Source organism: Francisella opportunistica (assembly GCF_003347135.1).
Classification (GTDB): domain Bacteria; phylum Pseudomonadota; class Gammaproteobacteria; order Francisellales; family Francisellaceae; genus Francisella; species Francisella opportunistica.
This window is the reverse complement of record NZ_CP022377.1, coordinates 1,399,758-1,415,932: the sequence shown is the minus strand read 5'-3', so window position 1 is coordinate 1,415,932 and position 16,175 is coordinate 1,399,758. Positions and strand designations below refer to the sequence as shown.

The following is a 16,175-nucleotide window of genomic DNA, read 5'->3' as shown; positions in this document are numbered from 1 at the left end:
CTGCAAGAAAATTTCGCAGGAGGATTTTTCAAATAAATCAGCTAAATTAGTTAATGTTATAAAATCTATTTTAAATCATATATCTAAAAGATAAATTAACCCTTAAATCCAGTTGCAACAACATAAAATTCTCTTGACTTTGCTCTTGAAGATTTTGGTTTAAACTGAATAACCTTATTGAAAGATTCTCTTACTAGTTTGAGATACTCATCACTGCCTTGGCCTTGAAAGACTTTCGCAACGAAAGAGCCATTTTTATTAAGATTTATATTGGCAAAATCCAAAGCTAATTCAAGCAGATATATTGATTTTGCTTGATCTGAAGTTTTATTACCGCTTAAGTTTGGTGCCATATCAGAGATAACACAATCAATTTTTTGATTATTGACAAGAGCATTTAGTTTTTGGTAAGTTTCATCACTAGAGAAGTCGCCTTGAATAAACTCTACCCCCGCTATTGGAGCCATCTCTAGTAGATCAAGAGCAATAAGCTTACCATTTTTACCTAGATATTTTATCACTTGCTCAGACCAGCCACCTGGAGCTGCACCAAGGTCAACAACAAACATATTTGGTTTAAATAATTGATACTTATCTTGTATTTCAAGAATTTTGAAACTTGCTCTACTACGGTAACCAAGCTTATTTGCTTGGGTAACATAGTAATCTGAAATATGCTCGTTTAACCATTTTTTAGTACTAGAACCTTTTGACATTTATTTGGCTAATTATTTTTTTGTATATTGTATGGATATTTTTATCATAAATAAAGATTTGTAGTGTTGTTGGTTTTGTATATTCTAAAAGCTTATAAAATAACTAAGTTAGCGTTATAATTATCTCATAGATATTTTATGTTATTAGGTTTTAGTATGGACAAAAAATTTTTTACTATTTGTTTAGTCAGTTTAACGATGGCTTCATGTACTCTAAAAGAGGATGTAGAAGATAATATTGTCCATTATGAGAAACTAACAAGGTATAGTATGATTAAGCAAGTCGATTTTAGTAAGCATACTAATGACATTGAAGGGGTACGTTTCTTAGTGGCGAATTACCCAGATCAAATTATCCGTCTTAATGGTGTTAATTTTGATAATAGATATAACAAGTTAGTTACTTATTTGAAAACTAATGGTTATGCAATTATGGTAAACGAAAAATTACCTTTGACAGCTACGATTATTGCTGAAGTTAACAAGCCTCTTCCTGATGTGAGATATGTTGGTATTATCATGGAACAGGATTCAAGGATGGATCAAACAATATATAATATATCTTATGGCGGCAATGAATTCAAAGCGCGCCAATTGTATACTGATTATAAAAAGACACTATGATTTCTTTTTAGTAAACAAAGATGTTGCTATTAAGAGTATAACTCCACATGTAATAGCTGAGTCAGCTATATTAAAAGATGGCCAGTGATAGTTACCGATATGAAAATCTAAAAAATCAATTACATAACCTCGAAAAGCACGATCGTAAAAGTTTCCTAGTGCACCACCTAGAATAAGTGCAAAAGAAAATAAATTAAGTTTTTCAGTAGCTGGCTGCTTAATAATTAGGTAAATAAGAACAATAGCAGCAAGCAATGAAATTATTGAAAACATTATCATTTGCCAAGATGTTTGGTCATTACTTAAAAGACTAAATGCAGCACCGTGATTGTATAACAATGTAAGATTAAAAAAACTAGTTATCTTTACAGTTTGAGCAAACTCTAGATGTGTATTTGCTAAATACTTAGTGTATAAGTCAGCTACAATAATCAAAATTGCTAAAATAAAGTATTTAAACTTTGGTCTAAGCGAATTCACGTGATTCTCCATTTTCCGTAGTTATATTTTCAACGCAACGGCTACAGATATCTTTGTACTGTTCATTTTCTCCAACAGTTGGACTACGATGCCAACATCTCTCACATTTAGGTTCTTCAATTTTAATTATTTCAATAAATAAGCCAGGAATATTTGCAGCGATTGATTTGTTTGATTTTTCTTCAACTGCTTTTAGGTTTGCTTTTGAAGAAATTAGCAAAAATCTCAGCTCATTGCCTAGTTTTTCTAGCAGATTATAATTAGTTGTATCAGCATATATTGTAATTTCAGCTTCCAGAGATGCCTTGACAACATCTTCGTTTCTCTTAATCTCAAGTACTTTATTTACTTCAGAGCGTATTTCTTGGATTTTTGCCCAGTATTCTAGATCTAATTCAGAGTGCTTATCAAAAGATTTAAGCTCTGTATACCATTCACAAAGTTGGATTGGTAAATCAGTTGTTTTTGGCGTAGCTTCCCAGATTTCATCAGCAGTGAATGAAAGTATAGGTGCCATCCATCTTACAAGAGCATGGACGATATGATAAATAGCTGTTTGAGCAGACTTGCGTGGATGTCCATCGGTTTTTGCAGTATACTGTCTATCCTTGATGATATCTAGATAAAAACTTCCCATTTCAATAGAGCAGAAATGATGTATTAGCTGTGCGACTGTATGAGTTTGGTATTTATCATAGGCATCAATGATTTTATCCTGAAACTCTTTAGTTTTAGCTATCGCCCATTGGTCTAGTTTAACTAATTTATCAAATTCAATAAGATCAGTCGCTGGGTTAAAACCATCTATGTTTGAAAGTAAGAATCTAGCAGTATTACGCAATCTACGATAAGTATCTGCAGTCCTTTTTAGGATTTGATCAGATACCGCCATTTCACTCTTATAGTCAGTTGAAGCTGTCCAAAGGCGTAAGATATCAGCTCCAAGAGTATTATAAATATCCTGTGGTGAAGTTACATTGCCAAGAGATTTCGACATTTTGCGACCATGCTCATCTACTACAAAGCCATGAGTGAAAACTTCTTTGTATGGTTGGCTATCTTTCGCAGACATTGCTACTAAAAGTGATGTTTGGAACCAGCCACGATGTTGATCAGACCCTTCTAGATATAAATCAGCAGGGTAGCTTAGACGTTTGTCTATGTCCAAGATACACATGCTAGATGAACCAGAATCAAACCAAACATCTAACGTATCTTTGACTGAATTGTATTGATCAGTTTCTGCTATAAATTCACTGTTATCAGCATTAAACCATGCTTCAATACCGCCTTTGCCAATTTTTTCAGCTACTTTATGTAGTATTTCAATAGTGTTTGGATGTAATTTTTCTGTTTCTTTATGGATAAATAACGGTAATGGAACTCCCCAAGTTCTTTGGCGTGATATACACCAGTCAGGTCTGTCTTTAATCATTCCTTCAATACGCACTTGCCCCCAGCTAGGAGCCCAGCTAGTTTCTTTGATAGCTTGGAGAGCTTTATTACGCAGTCCTTGTTTTTCCATGCTTATAAACCATTGTGGTGTTGCTCTAAACATAAGAGGAGCTTTGTGACGCCAGCAGTGAGGATAGCTATGTTTAATCTTATCAGAATTCATTAGGCGCTTTTTTTCACCAAGAAGTTCAATAATTCTATCATTAGCTTTAAATATAAATTCTCCGGCAAATAGCTTGGTGTTTTCGCTATAGCAACCATTACCTTTGACAAAAATTTCCATAGATAAGTTATGCTCTTTTCCTAAGGTGAAATCCTCAACACCATGAGTAGGAGCTGTATGTACCATACCTGTACCAGAATCATCAGTAACATGATCACCATGTAAAATTGGTACATGACGACTATAGAAAGGGTGTTCAGCAATAATTCCAGTTAGTTTATTACCAGTTGTTGTAGCAACTACCTGAGCATTTTCTATAGCATATCTTTTAAATGTTTGCTCAACTAGGTTTTCAGCCAAGATAATATAAAAATCTTCAATTTTAATTAAACTGTAATTTAGTTGGTTATTTACAGCAATTGCTTGGTTAGCAGGGAGTGTCCAAGGAGTAGTTGTCCAAATAATAGCAAAAGTATCGTGATTTAATGAATCTAAACCAAAAGCTTGCGCAAGTTTGTCTTTATCTTTGATTTTGAATTTGACATCAATAGCAGGAGAAACCTTATCAGCATATTCAACCTCAGCCTCAGCAAGTGCTGAACCACAATCAGTACACCAATGCACAGGTTTAAATCCTTTGCTTAGATGGCCATTTTCAATAATTTTAGCTAATGTTCTAATCATATTAGCTTCATAATCAAAATTCATTGTTAGATATGGTTGTTCCCAGTCACCTAGAACACCAAGTCTTTTGAAATCTTTTTTTTGGATTTCTACTTGTTTTTTGGCATATTTGCGACATTCTTTTCTAAAGGCATCTTCGGAGATGCCTTGACCAGCTTTGCCATGCTTTTTCTCAACTTGTAGCTCGATTGGTAAGCCATGGCAATCCCAAGTAGGAATATAAGGAGCATCATAGCCACTTAAGGTCTTTGACTTGATGATTATATCTTTAAGAATTTTGTTTACCGCATGTCCAACGTGAATATTACCGTTAGCGTAAGGAGGTCCATCGTGAAGGACAAATTTCTCACGCCCAGCAAAGTGTTCTCTAATTTTTTTATAAATACCTTGCTTTTCCCATTTGTTAAGAATCATTGGTTCTTTATTAGCTAGGTTACCTTTCATCGAAAAAGACGTTTTTGGTAGATTTAGGGTGTCTTTATAGTCACTCATGTGGATTGTTCCTTAGGTATTAAAAATAAATTATATTGAAAAATTTAAAATTACTTAAAATCAAATTATAAAGTACAAAATGGATTATGTTAATAGCCTATAATATACTTATTAACTTTTTTGCAGTTTGAATATCTTTAATTATTTGCGCTTTTAATTCTTCAAAAGAGTTAAACTTCATTTCTGTCCTGATAAAACTAACTATTTCTGTGGTGATATGTTTACCATAAATATCGCTATTAAAGTTAAATATATGAGTCTCAAGGAGGTTATTTTTACCATCGATAGTTGGCCTAGTACCAGCATTACTTACTCCATAGAAAATTTCATCATCAATAAAAATTTTAGTTAGATAAACTCCCTTTAGAGCTGAATTTTTAGGTAATTTCTGATTAGCGGTATTAAAACCAATTTTTCTGCCGTTTTTTTGGCCGTGGATGACACGCGAATTAACTTTTAGTGATCCACCTAGAAGTTTGTAAGCTTCTGCTAGGTTGTGACCTACAAGAGCTTGGCGAATATGACTACTACTAATGCGGTGGTTATCTAGGTTTAAAGTAGAAACCTTATCAACAATGAAGTCATGAGTTTGTGAGTATTGGCTTAGAAGTTTGTAGTCACCGACACGGTTTTTGCCAAATTTAAAGTCATCACCAACTATTATATGCTTAGTATTTAGCTTCTTGACAAGAAATTTTTCAATAAAATCTTTCGCAGTAATATTTGCAAATTTTGTATTAAATTTTTGGCAGATTATATATTCGACGCCAAGCTTATGTAAGTTGATTATTTTGTTTCTAAAGTCATATATTCTCAAAGGGGCTCTATTTTTGAGGAAAAACTCTTTAGGTAAAGGCTCAAAAAATAAGATGTATGGTACTAGGTTGTTATCTCTAGCTATAGTTAAGAGTTTTTTTACTATTGCTTGATGACCTAGATGTACACCATCAAAAGAACCAATAGCTATTGCTTTAGGTAAAGAATCTTGGGCTTTATTTAAGTTTGTAATAATTTTCATTATAAAAAGAAGGTTTAAAGCAAGTTTGTTTAAGAGTATAATAGCTTATAGTATTCATTTTTTGTTGAAAAAAAGCAACTACTGATAGATACTTATCTGTTAGATGTTTTATTATAAGTATAACGTAAAATTTTATAAGTGGTTTGGGTCATGGAAAGACATGAAAAAAGAATAAGAAAATTAAGAAATAAGATTGGTAAAGTTTTTGCAATAGAAACCAATCTTACAGGTAGGCAGCTGTTAAATAACAGGGTTTTGAACAAGGATGTTGCTTTTAGTCAAGAAGAAAGAATTGCTTTTAATCTTATAGGTTATCTTCCAGAAAAAGTTGAAAGCCTTGAGGAGCAAGCTATTAGAGTAAGAAGACAGCTTGATTTGAAACCTAATTCTCTTGAAAAATATGTATTTTTAAACAGGCTTCATGACTTAAACACTACACTATTTTATTATTTTGTGCGTGAGAATTTAGAAGAAATAATGCCAATTATATATACACCAACAGTAGGTGAAGCAGTCGAGAAATATAGTAGCCAATTTAGAAAGCAAAATGGTTTATTTATTTCAATAAATCATAAAAAACATATCGCTAGAATACTAGAACGATATGAGTATAACAGTATTGATTTAGTACTTGTTACAGATGGTGAAGCTGTTCTTGGTATTGGTGATCAAGGCATCGGTGGTATGAATATTAGTATCGGTAAAATTATGGTCTACGTTGCTGCAAGTGGTATAGATCCAGCAAGGGTTTTACCAGTACAGCTTGATATGGGTACAAATAATGATGTTTTATTAAGCACACCAGGTTACTTGGGTGTACGTTTGCCAAGAGTTTCTGGTGAAACTTATGATGAGTTTATCGAAGAGTTTGTGACTCAAGTTAAGGCTAGATTTCCAAATGTTTTTTTACATTGGGAAGATTTAGGCCGTGATAATGCTACGCGTATTCTAGAAAAATATAAAGATAAACTATGTACATTTAATGATGATGTTGATGGTACTGGTATTGTTGCTGCAGCTAACTGTATAGCTGCTGTCAAAACAGTAAGCACTATAAGAATAAATGCTGGTGAAATAACTACTGAAGAAGCTTTTAGTAATATATGTGATATTAAAGTTGTTATTTTTGGTGCTGGTAGTGCTGGTTGTGGTATAGCTAGGCAACTTGCTGATGTAATCGCTGACAGGGCTGGAGTACCTATTGAGAAGGCTAGAAATAGTATCTATCTGGTGGATAGATATGGTTTAATTTGTGATAAGCTAAGAGCTAAAAGAATCACACCAGAACAAAAACTTTTTGTCAAAACTAGTGAAGAAATTGATAAGTGGAAAGTTGGAGATTTTAATTATATAACACTTGAAGAAACAGTTAAAAATACAAAAAGTGATATTTTGATTGGGACATCTGGTCAGCCTGGATCATTTACTAAAGAGATTATTAAAACTATGGCAAAAAATAATAATTATCCTATTATTATGCCTTTATCTAACCCTACATCTCTTTGTGAAGCATTACCTGAAGATATTATTAAATGGACAAATGGTAAGGCATTAATTGCAGCAGGTAGTCCATTCCCTGATGTGATATATAATGGTCGCGAGTATCGTATCTCTCAAGGTAATAATGCCTTTATATTCCCAGGCTTAGGTTTAGGTTCTGTAGCTGTACATGCACGAGTGCTTACAAAAGGTATGATTAGAGCAGCTTGCTATAGATTAAGTGATTTATCCCCAATGGTAATCCATGAAGATATTACCCAGCCATTACTAGCTAGGATAATAGATTTAGTTGATGTTACTAAAGAAATTACTAAAGCAGTAGCTAAGCAAGCAATTTTAGAAGGTGTACACGGTGTCGATATAGATTTAGAAGATTTAACTGAAACTGAGTTTGATGAAGAGATTGAGAGACTAATCAATTTATCTTCATGGACACCGACTTATGCACCATATATGCCAATTTAAAACAGATTGTTCTTCTGCTCCTCAATAGCAATTTGCCCATAATATTAAAGTACTTCTTGTCTTTTAAAGATGCAAAATTTATTGAAACTAAGTATAGACTTGTGATAAACTCCATAAGGTTTTTCTGTGGTTTGCTGATTTATTATTAGAGGGAAGTTTTACTGTGGTGCGTAAATTTAAAAAAACCTGTTTGTTAGTTAGTAGCTTATTAGCTTGTGGTGGTTTTGCTTATTCTGAAGATTCTACTCAGGTTGTTTCACAAGGAGGCCCACTTGGAGCTACAAGTATTGGAGATCAAACTCTTGGACAGCAGGATCCAAATACTAGTACAGCATCTTCATCAGCACAAACTACAGGTTCAAATTTAAACGACAGAGAACTTTTGCTAAAGTTGCAACAACAAGTGCAGCAGCTTCAAGGGCAGTTGCAACAGCTTAAATCACAAGGTAATGGTGGCGGTTTACAAAATACTTCTAATGGTAGTTCACAATTTACCACTTATAGTTCAAAAGTCGATGGTAATAAAAATCCTGGTGTACTTGTTGGTAATGGTGAAAGTAGAGATCTAAGCCAAGTTTTGATAGGTGGTGAGACTTCAGCAGATATTATGGAGAATGTCAATGCTAGTAACTCAATTATCAATTTAGGTGATCAGCCACTAGGAGGTGTCTTTAACCAAAAAGGTGGTATTGACGTTGGTGGAGCTCCAGCGATTACAACACAAGGTCAGGTTACATTCCTGGGTTCATACTCTGGTAACAACAGTATTCCAATTGGGCAGATTTCTTCTAACCTTTTTGCTTCAACATTATTAGGGCAAAGAGAGAAATTTGACGATTACTCAGTATTCTTTAGTGGTTTTATTGAAGCAGATGCCCAAACATGGTTTGGTAGTGGTATAACCAGAACTGGAGCAAATTCTCATCCTGGCAACGGCCAAAATATATATTTGACTAATGCTAACCTTTATTTCTTATCAAATTTAGGTCACTATGTAACAGCACAATTTGACTTTGATACTAATGATTCATCAAGTTTTAGTTTAGGGAATGCTTTTGTAATCTTTGGTAACCTAGATACTTCACCATTTTTCGTAACTGCAGGTAGAAATAAGCTTTCTGTAGGAGCATATAACGGTGGTGGTACTTGGACAAGTGGTATTACAAAGTTCTTATCACCAGGTAACGTTACTAACTTATCTATTGACTATAAAGACCAAGTCTGGAACGCTAATGTCGCAGTATTTGGTTCCGATGATACGCATGCAAACTTCTCGACAGGTTTATTCTATGCTGATAGTTGGACACCAAACTTAGCAGCAGGTTTTAACATTGGTTATGTATTTAACATAGCAGGAGCTGGTAACTCTTTGTTGGCAACCACATTGAAAAATTTGAATCGTACGGGCGATAACGTCGGTGCTTTAAACGTAGATGGTAACTTAGCTTATGCAATTTGGGGAGGTTTAGTAAACATCGGCGTAGGTTGGGCAAGCACAACAACTAAAGAAGACTTTAATAGTAATGGTGGCAGTGTACTTGCTGGTGCTTGGTATGGAGCACTTAACTATTCTGCAGTTCTTGGAGGTAGAAATACCAACTTTGGTGTTTCTTATGGACAATCTTATAATGCTGCAGCTATTCCAATGGTGACAGCAAATGCTTCACCAAACTTTGGTCAAACTGCACCAGGTATTAAACAACAGCTTATTTTCTCAGCTCAGCGCGCTTACTTTGATGATAATGTCTTGTTTGGTCCTGAATATGCTTACCAAAGACTATATAGTGGTGAGCATATGAATACAATTACGCTGGATATGTCTGTATACGTATAAAAAATATATCTTATCAATGCTTTTAAAAAAAAATACCTATTGTTATATTATTTTTTTCCTTAGACATCAGTCATGCAATAGATAATCAGTCTTTCAAATATTAAATAATTAGAAAAATATTTGTAGTTGTTTATACAGCTAACTACATATAAAAATGTCATGCTGAATTTATTTCAGCATCTCACTATAAGTGTTGATTTAATTGAGATCATGAAACGAGTTTAGGATGACAGAATGTACTTTTTATGCTTAGTAGACTATACCTGGATAGTACCTAAAGTTTAATTAACAGTCAAATTATTCTCGGCAACTTTTTATTAGCTTTATTAAAATAGTGAAATAGAGTAAGATTATCGATAAATATTATAAATTATAAAATTATCGAGTAAGAATGTCTTGTTTAGTTGCAATTGTGGGTAGAGCCAATGTTGGTAAGTCTACTCTTTTTAATGTTTTAACAAACTCGCGTGATGCCTTGGTCTTTGACTTTGAAGGTGTAACCCGAGATCGTCAATATGGGCAAGCAAAGTACGATGATTTGGATTATCTAGTAGTTGATACTGGTGGTATCTCTGATAAAGATGTAGGCTTTGACGAATTTATGGCTAAGCAATCACAGATCGCTATAGATGAGGCAAATTTAGTTTTCTTTGTAGTTGATGGTAGGGCTGGATTGACAGCTGGAGACGAGTATGTTGCTGGTCTTTTACGCCATAAAGATAAGAAAGTAGTGGTTGTGGTAAACAAGGTTGATGGTGCAGAAGAAGAAGCAGCAATGGCTGAGTTTTATAGTTTGGGCTTTGATAAGGTATTTGCAATATCTGCAGCACATCGTAGAAACACACAAAAGCTAGTTGATAAGTTTCTAAAAAAGTCATTAAATGAATATTATCAAGACTATACTCAAACACAAGAGCATAAAGAACAACAGCGTCATGGTATCCATTTTTCATTAATTGGTAGGCCTAATGTTGGTAAATCGACACTTACAAATAGAATGCTTGGCGAAGATAGGGTAGTAGTATTTGATATGCCAGGCACTACAATTGACAGTGTCAGTATCCCATTTGAGCGCCATGGTCAGAAGTATACTATAGTTGATACAGCAGGTGTACGCAAAAGAGGCAAGGTAAAACAAACTTTAGAGAAGTTTTCGGTGATAAAAACATTACAAGCAATACAAGATTCAAATGTTGTAGTTGCAGTAGTTGATGCAAGACAGGGTATCTCAGATCAAGACCTAAGTTTGATACATTTTGCTATCAAAAATGGTAGAGCATTAGTCTTAGCTGTAAATAAATGGGATGGTATGACAGAAGAGGATCGTGCTCAGGTTAAACAAGACCTTAAAAGAAAGCTTTTTTTCCTACAGGATTACGTTGATATACACTTTATCTCAGCATTACATGGTACTAATGTCGGTCATATTTTTGAGTCCATCGACACGGCCTATAATTGTGCAAATAAAAAAATAACTACAGCTGATGCTACACGTTTAATGCAGCTTGCAGTAGAGGCGCATTCACCGCCAATGGTAGGTAAGTTTAGAATTAAACTTAAGTATGCTCATGTTGGAGGACACAATCCACCAGTTATTGTGATACATGGTAATCAAGTAAGTAGACTACCGAATTCATATAAAAGATATTTAGAAAATTTTTTTAGAGAGGCTTTAGATTTTCGTGGCACTCCAATAGCGTTTGAATTTAAGCAGTCAGAAAATCCTTTTGCAGATAGAAAAAATAAGAGATCAAAAGATGAAGGCAGTAAGAGTAAAAAAGTTAAGTAAGATTGCTGATGAAATAACCATTAATATTAGTGGCGCAAAAAATGCTTTGTTGCATTTAATTTTTGCAAGCTTAATTCCTGATACTAAAACAAAATTTACTAATGTTCCAACAACTCTTTTAGATTATAAAGGTGCTAAGGAGATCTTAAAAAGTGTCGGTGCTAAGGTTATCGAAAGGGGTGAGAATGTAACAATTGATACAGCTAGCATTTCACATGAGACTCTAGAGCTATGTGGAGAGATGACATCTAAAACGCGTTGTTCATTAATGCTTTTAGGTTCATTACTTAAGAAAAAAGGCTGCGTTAAGATTGGTTTTCCTGGTGGCTGTAGCTTTAGCGAAAAAAGACCTTTTGATATCCATCTAAATGGTTTAGAAGCATTAGGTGCTGAGGTTAAATTGGCGGATGATCATATAGAGGTTATTTATAAAGAAGAAAAAAACGCAGAGTTTAAGATGCCTTTTCCGTCAGTTGGGGCAACTATGAATTTGATAATGTATGCTGTGACTGGTAACTCTGAGGTTTTACTTGAAAATGTTGCTTTAGAGCCTGAGGTTGTTACATTGATAGATTATTTGAATCAGTGTGGAGCACATATTGATTTTGATGCGGATAGCAGAAAAATAAAAATCTTAGGTGTCATGAGATTAAACGGCTGTGAGTTTGAAATTATTTTTGACCGTATTCAAGCTATGACTTATGCTGCTATGGCATATTTGTATAAAACAAATGTTACAATTACAAATATTAATACCCGAAATACATACAATATCAAAAAACCGCTAGAAAAATTGGTTAATGCTGGAGCTAAATGGGAATATGATCAAGCTAATCGTAGCATTAAATTTTTTGGTAAAGATAGCTGTATAAAAGGTGTTGATATAATCGCGGCACCTTTTCCACATTTTCCTACTGATTTACAACCAATATATGCAGTTATGTTATTTATGGCAAATAGCTCTAGTACTATCCAAGATACAGTTTATCCTGAGCGTATAAACTACGTGTATCAAATTCGTAAAATGGGTTTTAATATATCTATAGATAATAATCTTATAAAAATAAAGCCGCTTGAAGTTTTACAGGATATACGCCCAGCGGTAATGAGTGTCAAAGACTTGCGTGCTGGTATGGCATGCTTAATGGCTGGGTCATTATTGGATGAATTTTCAACTATTAATAATGCTCATCAGATATTTAGAGGTTATAATAATCTTATAGAAAATATGTCTCATTTTATGCAAATAGAGATTTTAAATGATAATGTTTAGGTGACTAATGTCAGAGTATATATCTTTAGAGCAATATAATACATATCGTATTAAGTCTTTTGCTAAATATGTTTATTTTCCTAGTAATAACCAAGAATTATTAGATATCGTTAATAAGCATGAGAAATTATTTTTCCTTGGTAATGGTAGTAATGTCATTTTTTCTAAAAAGTATTATGATGATGTAGCATTTGTGATTTTCACTAAAAAATTCAACTCTTTTAATATTACTGATAATTATGCTAATGTCCAAGCTGGAGTATTATTACAAAATCTTACATTAGCTACCTATCATGCTGGCTTAAGTGGTGTTGAGACTTTTTATGATGTGCCAGCTAGTGTTGGTGGGGCATTGATTATGAACGCTGGTGCATATGGTGATGAGATATACACTTGTGTCAAAAGTGTCACAATACTTGATCTTAATATCAAACAGATAAAAAAATATCTAAAAAAAGATATCGAATATGGTTATAGATATTCTATGTTTAAGTATATTAAAGATATTTGTATTTTGTCAGCAGAGTTTGAATTTGAACAAAAAACAAAACAAGAGATAAAAGCAAAAATTGATGATATTTATTCACGGAGATTATCTAATCTACCACAAAAACCTACGGCTGGAAGTGTTTTTAAGAGGCCTCAAGCAAATATGCCAGTAGGCATCATGGTAGAGCAATTAGGTCTAAAAGGTAAGCAAATTGGCGATGCGCAAATATCGCCAAAGCATGGCGGCATTATAGTAAACAATGGTAATGCTAGCGGTCAAAATATCTTAGATCTTATCGAGTTTATAAAACAACAAATTTTGAAGCATTATAATATCGAGTTACAAGAGGAACAAATCATTATTTAATGTGCTTTAGATAAAAGCTCTTTTTTATATGTCTAATATTTAATATACTTTGCTTAGGAAAAAATTTTTTAACAGGTTATGAAAAAAAAAGTTTTATCTTCTTTGTTAATTTTGTCTTTATGTTGGAGTGTTTCTATAGCTGATACAATTACTGCTAAGGCTCAACAGGCAGTCAATATTGATAGTAAAGATAACCCATTGCGTCAGTATGCTGCAAAAACTTCTATAAATAGTGATTCTGCTTTGTTAACTCAAAATCAAATTGCTAGTGGTTCTGTCATTAAACAAAATGAAGCGCCTAAAGCAAATGATTATGGTGATGCGTTGAGTAGTCTTGTTGATACTAGTGATGATGATTATGAAAAGCTTTTAGCTGAAGCTGAAGAGATCCTAAAAGATAATGCTCCATCAGAAACTAAAAAAAAGATAGATGCTTTCAATCTTGAACTTGCAACTAAAGCTAAACAGGAAAAGCAAAAACTTAAAAAATCAGCAACAACTGTTTTAACTGAGACGCATAATGTGATTAAAGGAAATCATAATATTGATCAGGTTTTTAAAAAATCGCAAAATTACTATAAAGCTAAGTCTGCTGAAGATTATATTGATGAGAATGTCAAAAAATATAATGACCAATATAAAATAAAAAATTATAAGAGTCTCTTAAATAATATTAGCACTCCTGAACAAATTGATAAGTCATTTGATGAAATAGATAAAGATGGAGATGAAGATAAAGATAAAGATAATTTGGGCTTTAATTATAAATTATCAGATGGTTATACTATCGAGCAGATCACTACCGTAGGGCTACTAAGTGGAGAGCAGCAGCGTTTTAAAAAATGTTTGATTATGAAAACTTATGGTGGTGGTACATGGAGGACATATTGCCAGCCGCTAAAAAAACCAACTCAATGTTCTATTTATGATTGGCAACAGTTGACTACTATGCCTGTTATGTATTGCTAAAAGAATAGAGTTAGATATTGTTGTTAGGTTTTACTATTAAAAATTATTGGTTGTATTTAAGAATTTTTTTTAAAATCAGCAATTTGTTTTTTTAGCTCTTCTAAGCTTATTCTATTCGAGTTTGCTCGAGATTTCAGAGTGTTATCTTGTGTTTTGCGTATAGCATAACCATACAGAGCTTCTATTTCTAATTTTAAGTTTTGTTTAAATTTCTCAACAAAATCATACCACATATTTTTACCAGTTAAGCCAAGATGCATGCTTGTATCAGCTAGTGGCTCATTTAGGTGTCTTATATCATTAAAAAGAGTATTTATATTCTCATAAGTAAATGTAATAAGATCTGACTCAATAGCAGGGGTTTTGTATTGGCTAGATTGTAGCGTATTACCCCAGGTGAGAAGATCAATCATATTATTAGTATGTTTATGATTACTAACACTTGCAAAAGCTTCTGTCAACGTAGCGAATGATTTATCGCCAAAAGTTGAAAAGAGTAAGATACCGTTATCATTAAGCAGTTGATAATAGTTATCTAACTCTTGAGATAGATTATCTGTTAAGTGAATAATAGAGTTTGAGAAAATAATATCAAACTGTTGCTTAAGGTTTTGATTAGTGTGAATATCAGCTTTAGGAAATCGTTTGTGTAATTTCTCAACATAATTGTTATCACTATAACCAGTGACTAAGATATCTTTAGGATCTAGCTTTATAAATTCCAAACGCTTGAGTAGTCTCTGGGCAATTTCATTTTTTATAAAAGATTGAGAATATAGTTTTCTCTTTGATAGTCTATTAAGAAAAAGATTATAATTGAACATATAAAAACTTTTTTATAATTAAGTATGAAGATTATAACAAAAATTGTTAAAATACTCTCTAATCAGAATTGTCTACTATGTAAACAAACAGCTAGTGATCTTATTTGTAATTATTGTTTTGAAAGTTTAATAGAGCAACTAAATTTTCAAAAACAACAAATAGAGCTTAATTCAAGTTTTGATTATTTTTACTTACTTAAATATACCCCTGAAGTTAGATTTTTGCTACAGAGATTTAAGTTTAATAAAGATTTGTTAGCTGGTGAGATTTTCTCTAAACTGATTAGGTGTTGGTGGGATATTATTGCACAGCAGCATTTTAAAGATGTAAATGCTATAGCGGTAGTACCAATACATAGATTTAGATATCTATATCGGGGCTTTAATCAAGCTGAAGTACTAGCTAAATCACTATCAGAATATACCAATATTAAGACAACTTTTGAAAATTATTCGAGAATTAAGTATACAAAATCTCAAGCCAAATCATCAAAGCAAACAAGGGCTTTACAGATAAAAGGAGTTTTTAGCTTAACTAAACCATTTGTAGCAAAGCATTTACTTGTATTTGATGATGTCTTAACTACTGGTTCGACACTTAGTGAGTTTATTGAGACTATTACCAAAGTTAGTCAGATTGAGCAAGTATCTATAGTTACTTTAGTTAGGCCTGAATAAATTTAATATAAGTTAATTTTATTGATATTATAAAAACTATATATTTAAAATTTTATATGTGCTTTGTAATAATAGTCACATAAAGTTTACAAAGATTTGTAGAGTAGGTGACTAAAATGAGAAAAATAATATTATCAGTGGCAGTGATTATTAGTTTAACAAGTATGAGCTTTGCACAAGGTTTACATGAAATAAATAGTTTTTCAAGTAACTCTTTCCCGCCACCAGTTTTAAGTTTAGCAAGTTAGGTTAAAGGGTTTTTGTATTCACAAAAAATAAAACTCGGTGAAATTATGACTAATATGATACGATATTTTGAATAGCTGATTTCGCAGCCTAAATTTCCAGTATTAAA

14 protein-coding genes are annotated in these 16,175 nt (G+C 32.8%); 9 read left to right on the top strand and 5 right to left on the bottom strand.

Annotated features, from left to right (window positions below; genetic code table 11):
- Window positions 1-95: 95 nt before the first annotated feature.
- Window positions 96-716, bottom strand: coding sequence for a 23S rRNA (uridine(2552)-2'-O)-methyltransferase RlmE (gene rlmE / locus CGC45_RS06885; RefSeq protein WP_071629576.1), 621 nt, complete (start codon window positions 714-716; stop codon window positions 96-98).
- 156 nt (window positions 717-872) lie between these two features.
- Here rlmE and CGC45_RS06880 point away from each other — a divergent pair, with 156 nt between their 5' ends.
- Window positions 873-1,340, top strand: coding sequence for a hypothetical protein (locus CGC45_RS06880; RefSeq protein WP_071629575.1), 468 nt, complete (start codon window positions 873-875; stop codon window positions 1,338-1,340).
- Here CGC45_RS06880 and lspA read toward each other — a convergent pair.
- The 3 genes from lspA to ribF form a co-directional block, all read right to left on the bottom strand.
- A complete protein-coding gene (gene lspA / locus CGC45_RS06875) occupies window positions 1,335-1,820 on the bottom strand; it encodes a signal peptidase II (RefSeq protein ID WP_071629574.1) in 486 nt (161 codons plus the stop codon). The genes CGC45_RS06880 and lspA overlap by 6 nt on opposite strands.
- Window positions 1,807-4,614 (bottom strand): isoleucine--tRNA ligase, encoded by a 2,808-nt coding sequence (gene ileS / locus CGC45_RS06870; RefSeq protein WP_071629573.1) that lies wholly within the window; start codon window positions 4,612-4,614, stop codon window positions 1,807-1,809. The genes lspA and ileS overlap by 14 nt, the downstream gene beginning before the upstream one ends.
- 97 nt (window positions 4,615-4,711) lie before the next feature.
- Window positions 4,712-5,632 carry a bifunctional riboflavin kinase/FAD synthetase gene (gene ribF / locus CGC45_RS06865; RefSeq protein ID WP_071629572.1) on the bottom strand — a complete coding sequence of 307 codons (921 nt, stop codon included), beginning with the start codon at window positions 5,630-5,632 and terminating at the stop codon, window positions 4,712-4,714.
- 150 nt (window positions 5,633-5,782) lie between these two features.
- Between ribF and CGC45_RS06860 the strand changes: the two genes are divergently transcribed.
- The 6 genes from CGC45_RS06860 (at window position 5,783) to CGC45_RS06835 (ending at window position 14,318) form a co-directional block, all read left to right on the top strand.
- Window positions 5,783-7,597, top strand: coding sequence for an NAD-dependent malic enzyme (locus tag CGC45_RS06860; RefSeq protein ID WP_071629571.1), 1,815 nt, complete (start codon window positions 5,783-5,785; stop codon window positions 7,595-7,597).
- A gap of 163 nt (window positions 7,598-7,760) precedes the next feature.
- Window positions 7,761-9,431, top strand: a complete 1,671-nt coding sequence (locus CGC45_RS06855; protein ID WP_114702112.1) for a DUF3573 domain-containing protein — start codon at window positions 7,761-7,763, stop codon at window positions 9,429-9,431.
- Between the two features lie 391 nt (window positions 9,432-9,822).
- Window positions 9,823-11,220, top strand: coding sequence for a ribosome biogenesis GTPase Der (gene der, locus CGC45_RS06850; RefSeq protein WP_071629569.1), 1,398 nt, complete (start codon window positions 9,823-9,825; stop codon window positions 11,218-11,220).
- Complete coding sequence (locus CGC45_RS06845; RefSeq protein ID WP_071629568.1) at window positions 11,189-12,493, top strand: UDP-N-acetylglucosamine 1-carboxyvinyltransferase; 1,305 nt, start codon at window positions 11,189-11,191, stop codon at window positions 12,491-12,493. Before der ends, CGC45_RS06845 begins: the two co-directional genes overlap by 32 nt.
- Before the next feature lie 7 nt (window positions 12,494-12,500).
- On the top strand, window positions 12,501-13,349 hold the full coding sequence (gene murB / locus CGC45_RS06840) for a UDP-N-acetylmuramate dehydrogenase (protein WP_071629567.1): 849 nt from the start codon (window positions 12,501-12,503) through the stop codon (window positions 13,347-13,349).
- Between the two features lie 78 nt (window positions 13,350-13,427).
- On the top strand, window positions 13,428-14,318 hold the full coding sequence (locus CGC45_RS06835) for a hypothetical protein (protein WP_071629566.1): 891 nt from the start codon (window positions 13,428-13,430) through the stop codon (window positions 14,316-14,318).
- Window positions 14,319-14,374: 56 nt separating this feature from the next.
- On the opposite strand, the gene CGC45_RS06830 is transcribed toward CGC45_RS06835, so the two are convergent.
- Window positions 14,375-15,142: a methyltransferase domain-containing protein gene (locus CGC45_RS06830; protein ID WP_071629565.1), complete on the bottom strand. Its 768-nt coding sequence runs from the start codon at window positions 15,140-15,142 to the stop codon at window positions 14,375-14,377.
- A 24-nt stretch (window positions 15,143-15,166) separates the two neighbouring features.
- Between CGC45_RS06830 and CGC45_RS06825 the strand changes: the two genes are divergently transcribed.
- Together CGC45_RS06825 and CGC45_RS09375 are read left to right on the top strand one after the other, a co-directional pair.
- Window positions 15,167-15,820 carry a ComF family protein gene (locus CGC45_RS06825; protein ID WP_071629564.1) on the top strand — a complete coding sequence of 218 codons (654 nt, stop codon included), beginning with the start codon at window positions 15,167-15,169 and terminating at the stop codon, window positions 15,818-15,820.
- Between the two features lie 116 nt (window positions 15,821-15,936).
- Window positions 15,937-16,068: a hypothetical protein gene (locus tag CGC45_RS09375; RefSeq protein ID WP_114702110.1), complete on the top strand. Its 132-nt coding sequence runs from the start codon at window positions 15,937-15,939 to the stop codon at window positions 16,066-16,068.
- The last annotated feature ends 107 nt before the right edge of the window (window positions 16,069-16,175 follow it).

Bases quoted from the DNA above. Each gene is read 5' to 3' on its own strand.
- ileS (WP_071629573.1), bottom strand. From the start codon at position 4,614: ATGAGTGACTATAAAGACACCCTAAATCTACCAAAAACGTCTTTTTCG.
- CGC45_RS06835 (WP_071629566.1), top strand. From the start codon at position 13,428: ATGAAAAAAAAAGTTTTATCTTCTTTGTTAATTTTGTCTTTATGTTGG.
- CGC45_RS06825 (WP_071629564.1), top strand. From the start codon at position 15,167: ATGAAGATTATAACAAAAATTGTTAAAATACTCTCTAATCAGAATTGT.
- rlmE (WP_071629576.1), bottom strand. From the start codon at position 716: ATGTCAAAAGGTTCTAGTACTAAAAAATGGTTAAACGAGCATATTTCA.
- CGC45_RS06830 (WP_071629565.1), bottom strand. From the start codon at position 15,142: ATGTTCAATTATAATCTTTTTCTTAATAGACTATCAAAGAGAAAACTA.
- CGC45_RS06880 (WP_071629575.1), top strand. From the start codon at position 873: ATGGACAAAAAATTTTTTACTATTTGTTTAGTCAGTTTAACGATGGCT.
- CGC45_RS09375 (WP_114702110.1), top strand. From the start codon at position 15,937: ATGAGAAAAATAATATTATCAGTGGCAGTGATTATTAGTTTAACAAGT.
- CGC45_RS06845 (WP_071629568.1), top strand. From the start codon at position 11,189: ATGAAGGCAGTAAGAGTAAAAAAGTTAAGTAAGATTGCTGATGAAATA.
- ribF (WP_071629572.1), bottom strand. From the start codon at position 5,632: ATGAAAATTATTACAAACTTAAATAAAGCCCAAGATTCTTTACCTAAA.
- der (WP_071629569.1), top strand. From the start codon at position 9,823: ATGTCTTGTTTAGTTGCAATTGTGGGTAGAGCCAATGTTGGTAAGTCT.
- CGC45_RS06860 (WP_071629571.1), top strand. From the start codon at position 5,783: ATGGAAAGACATGAAAAAAGAATAAGAAAATTAAGAAATAAGATTGGT.
- murB (WP_071629567.1), top strand. From the start codon at position 12,501: ATGTCAGAGTATATATCTTTAGAGCAATATAATACATATCGTATTAAG.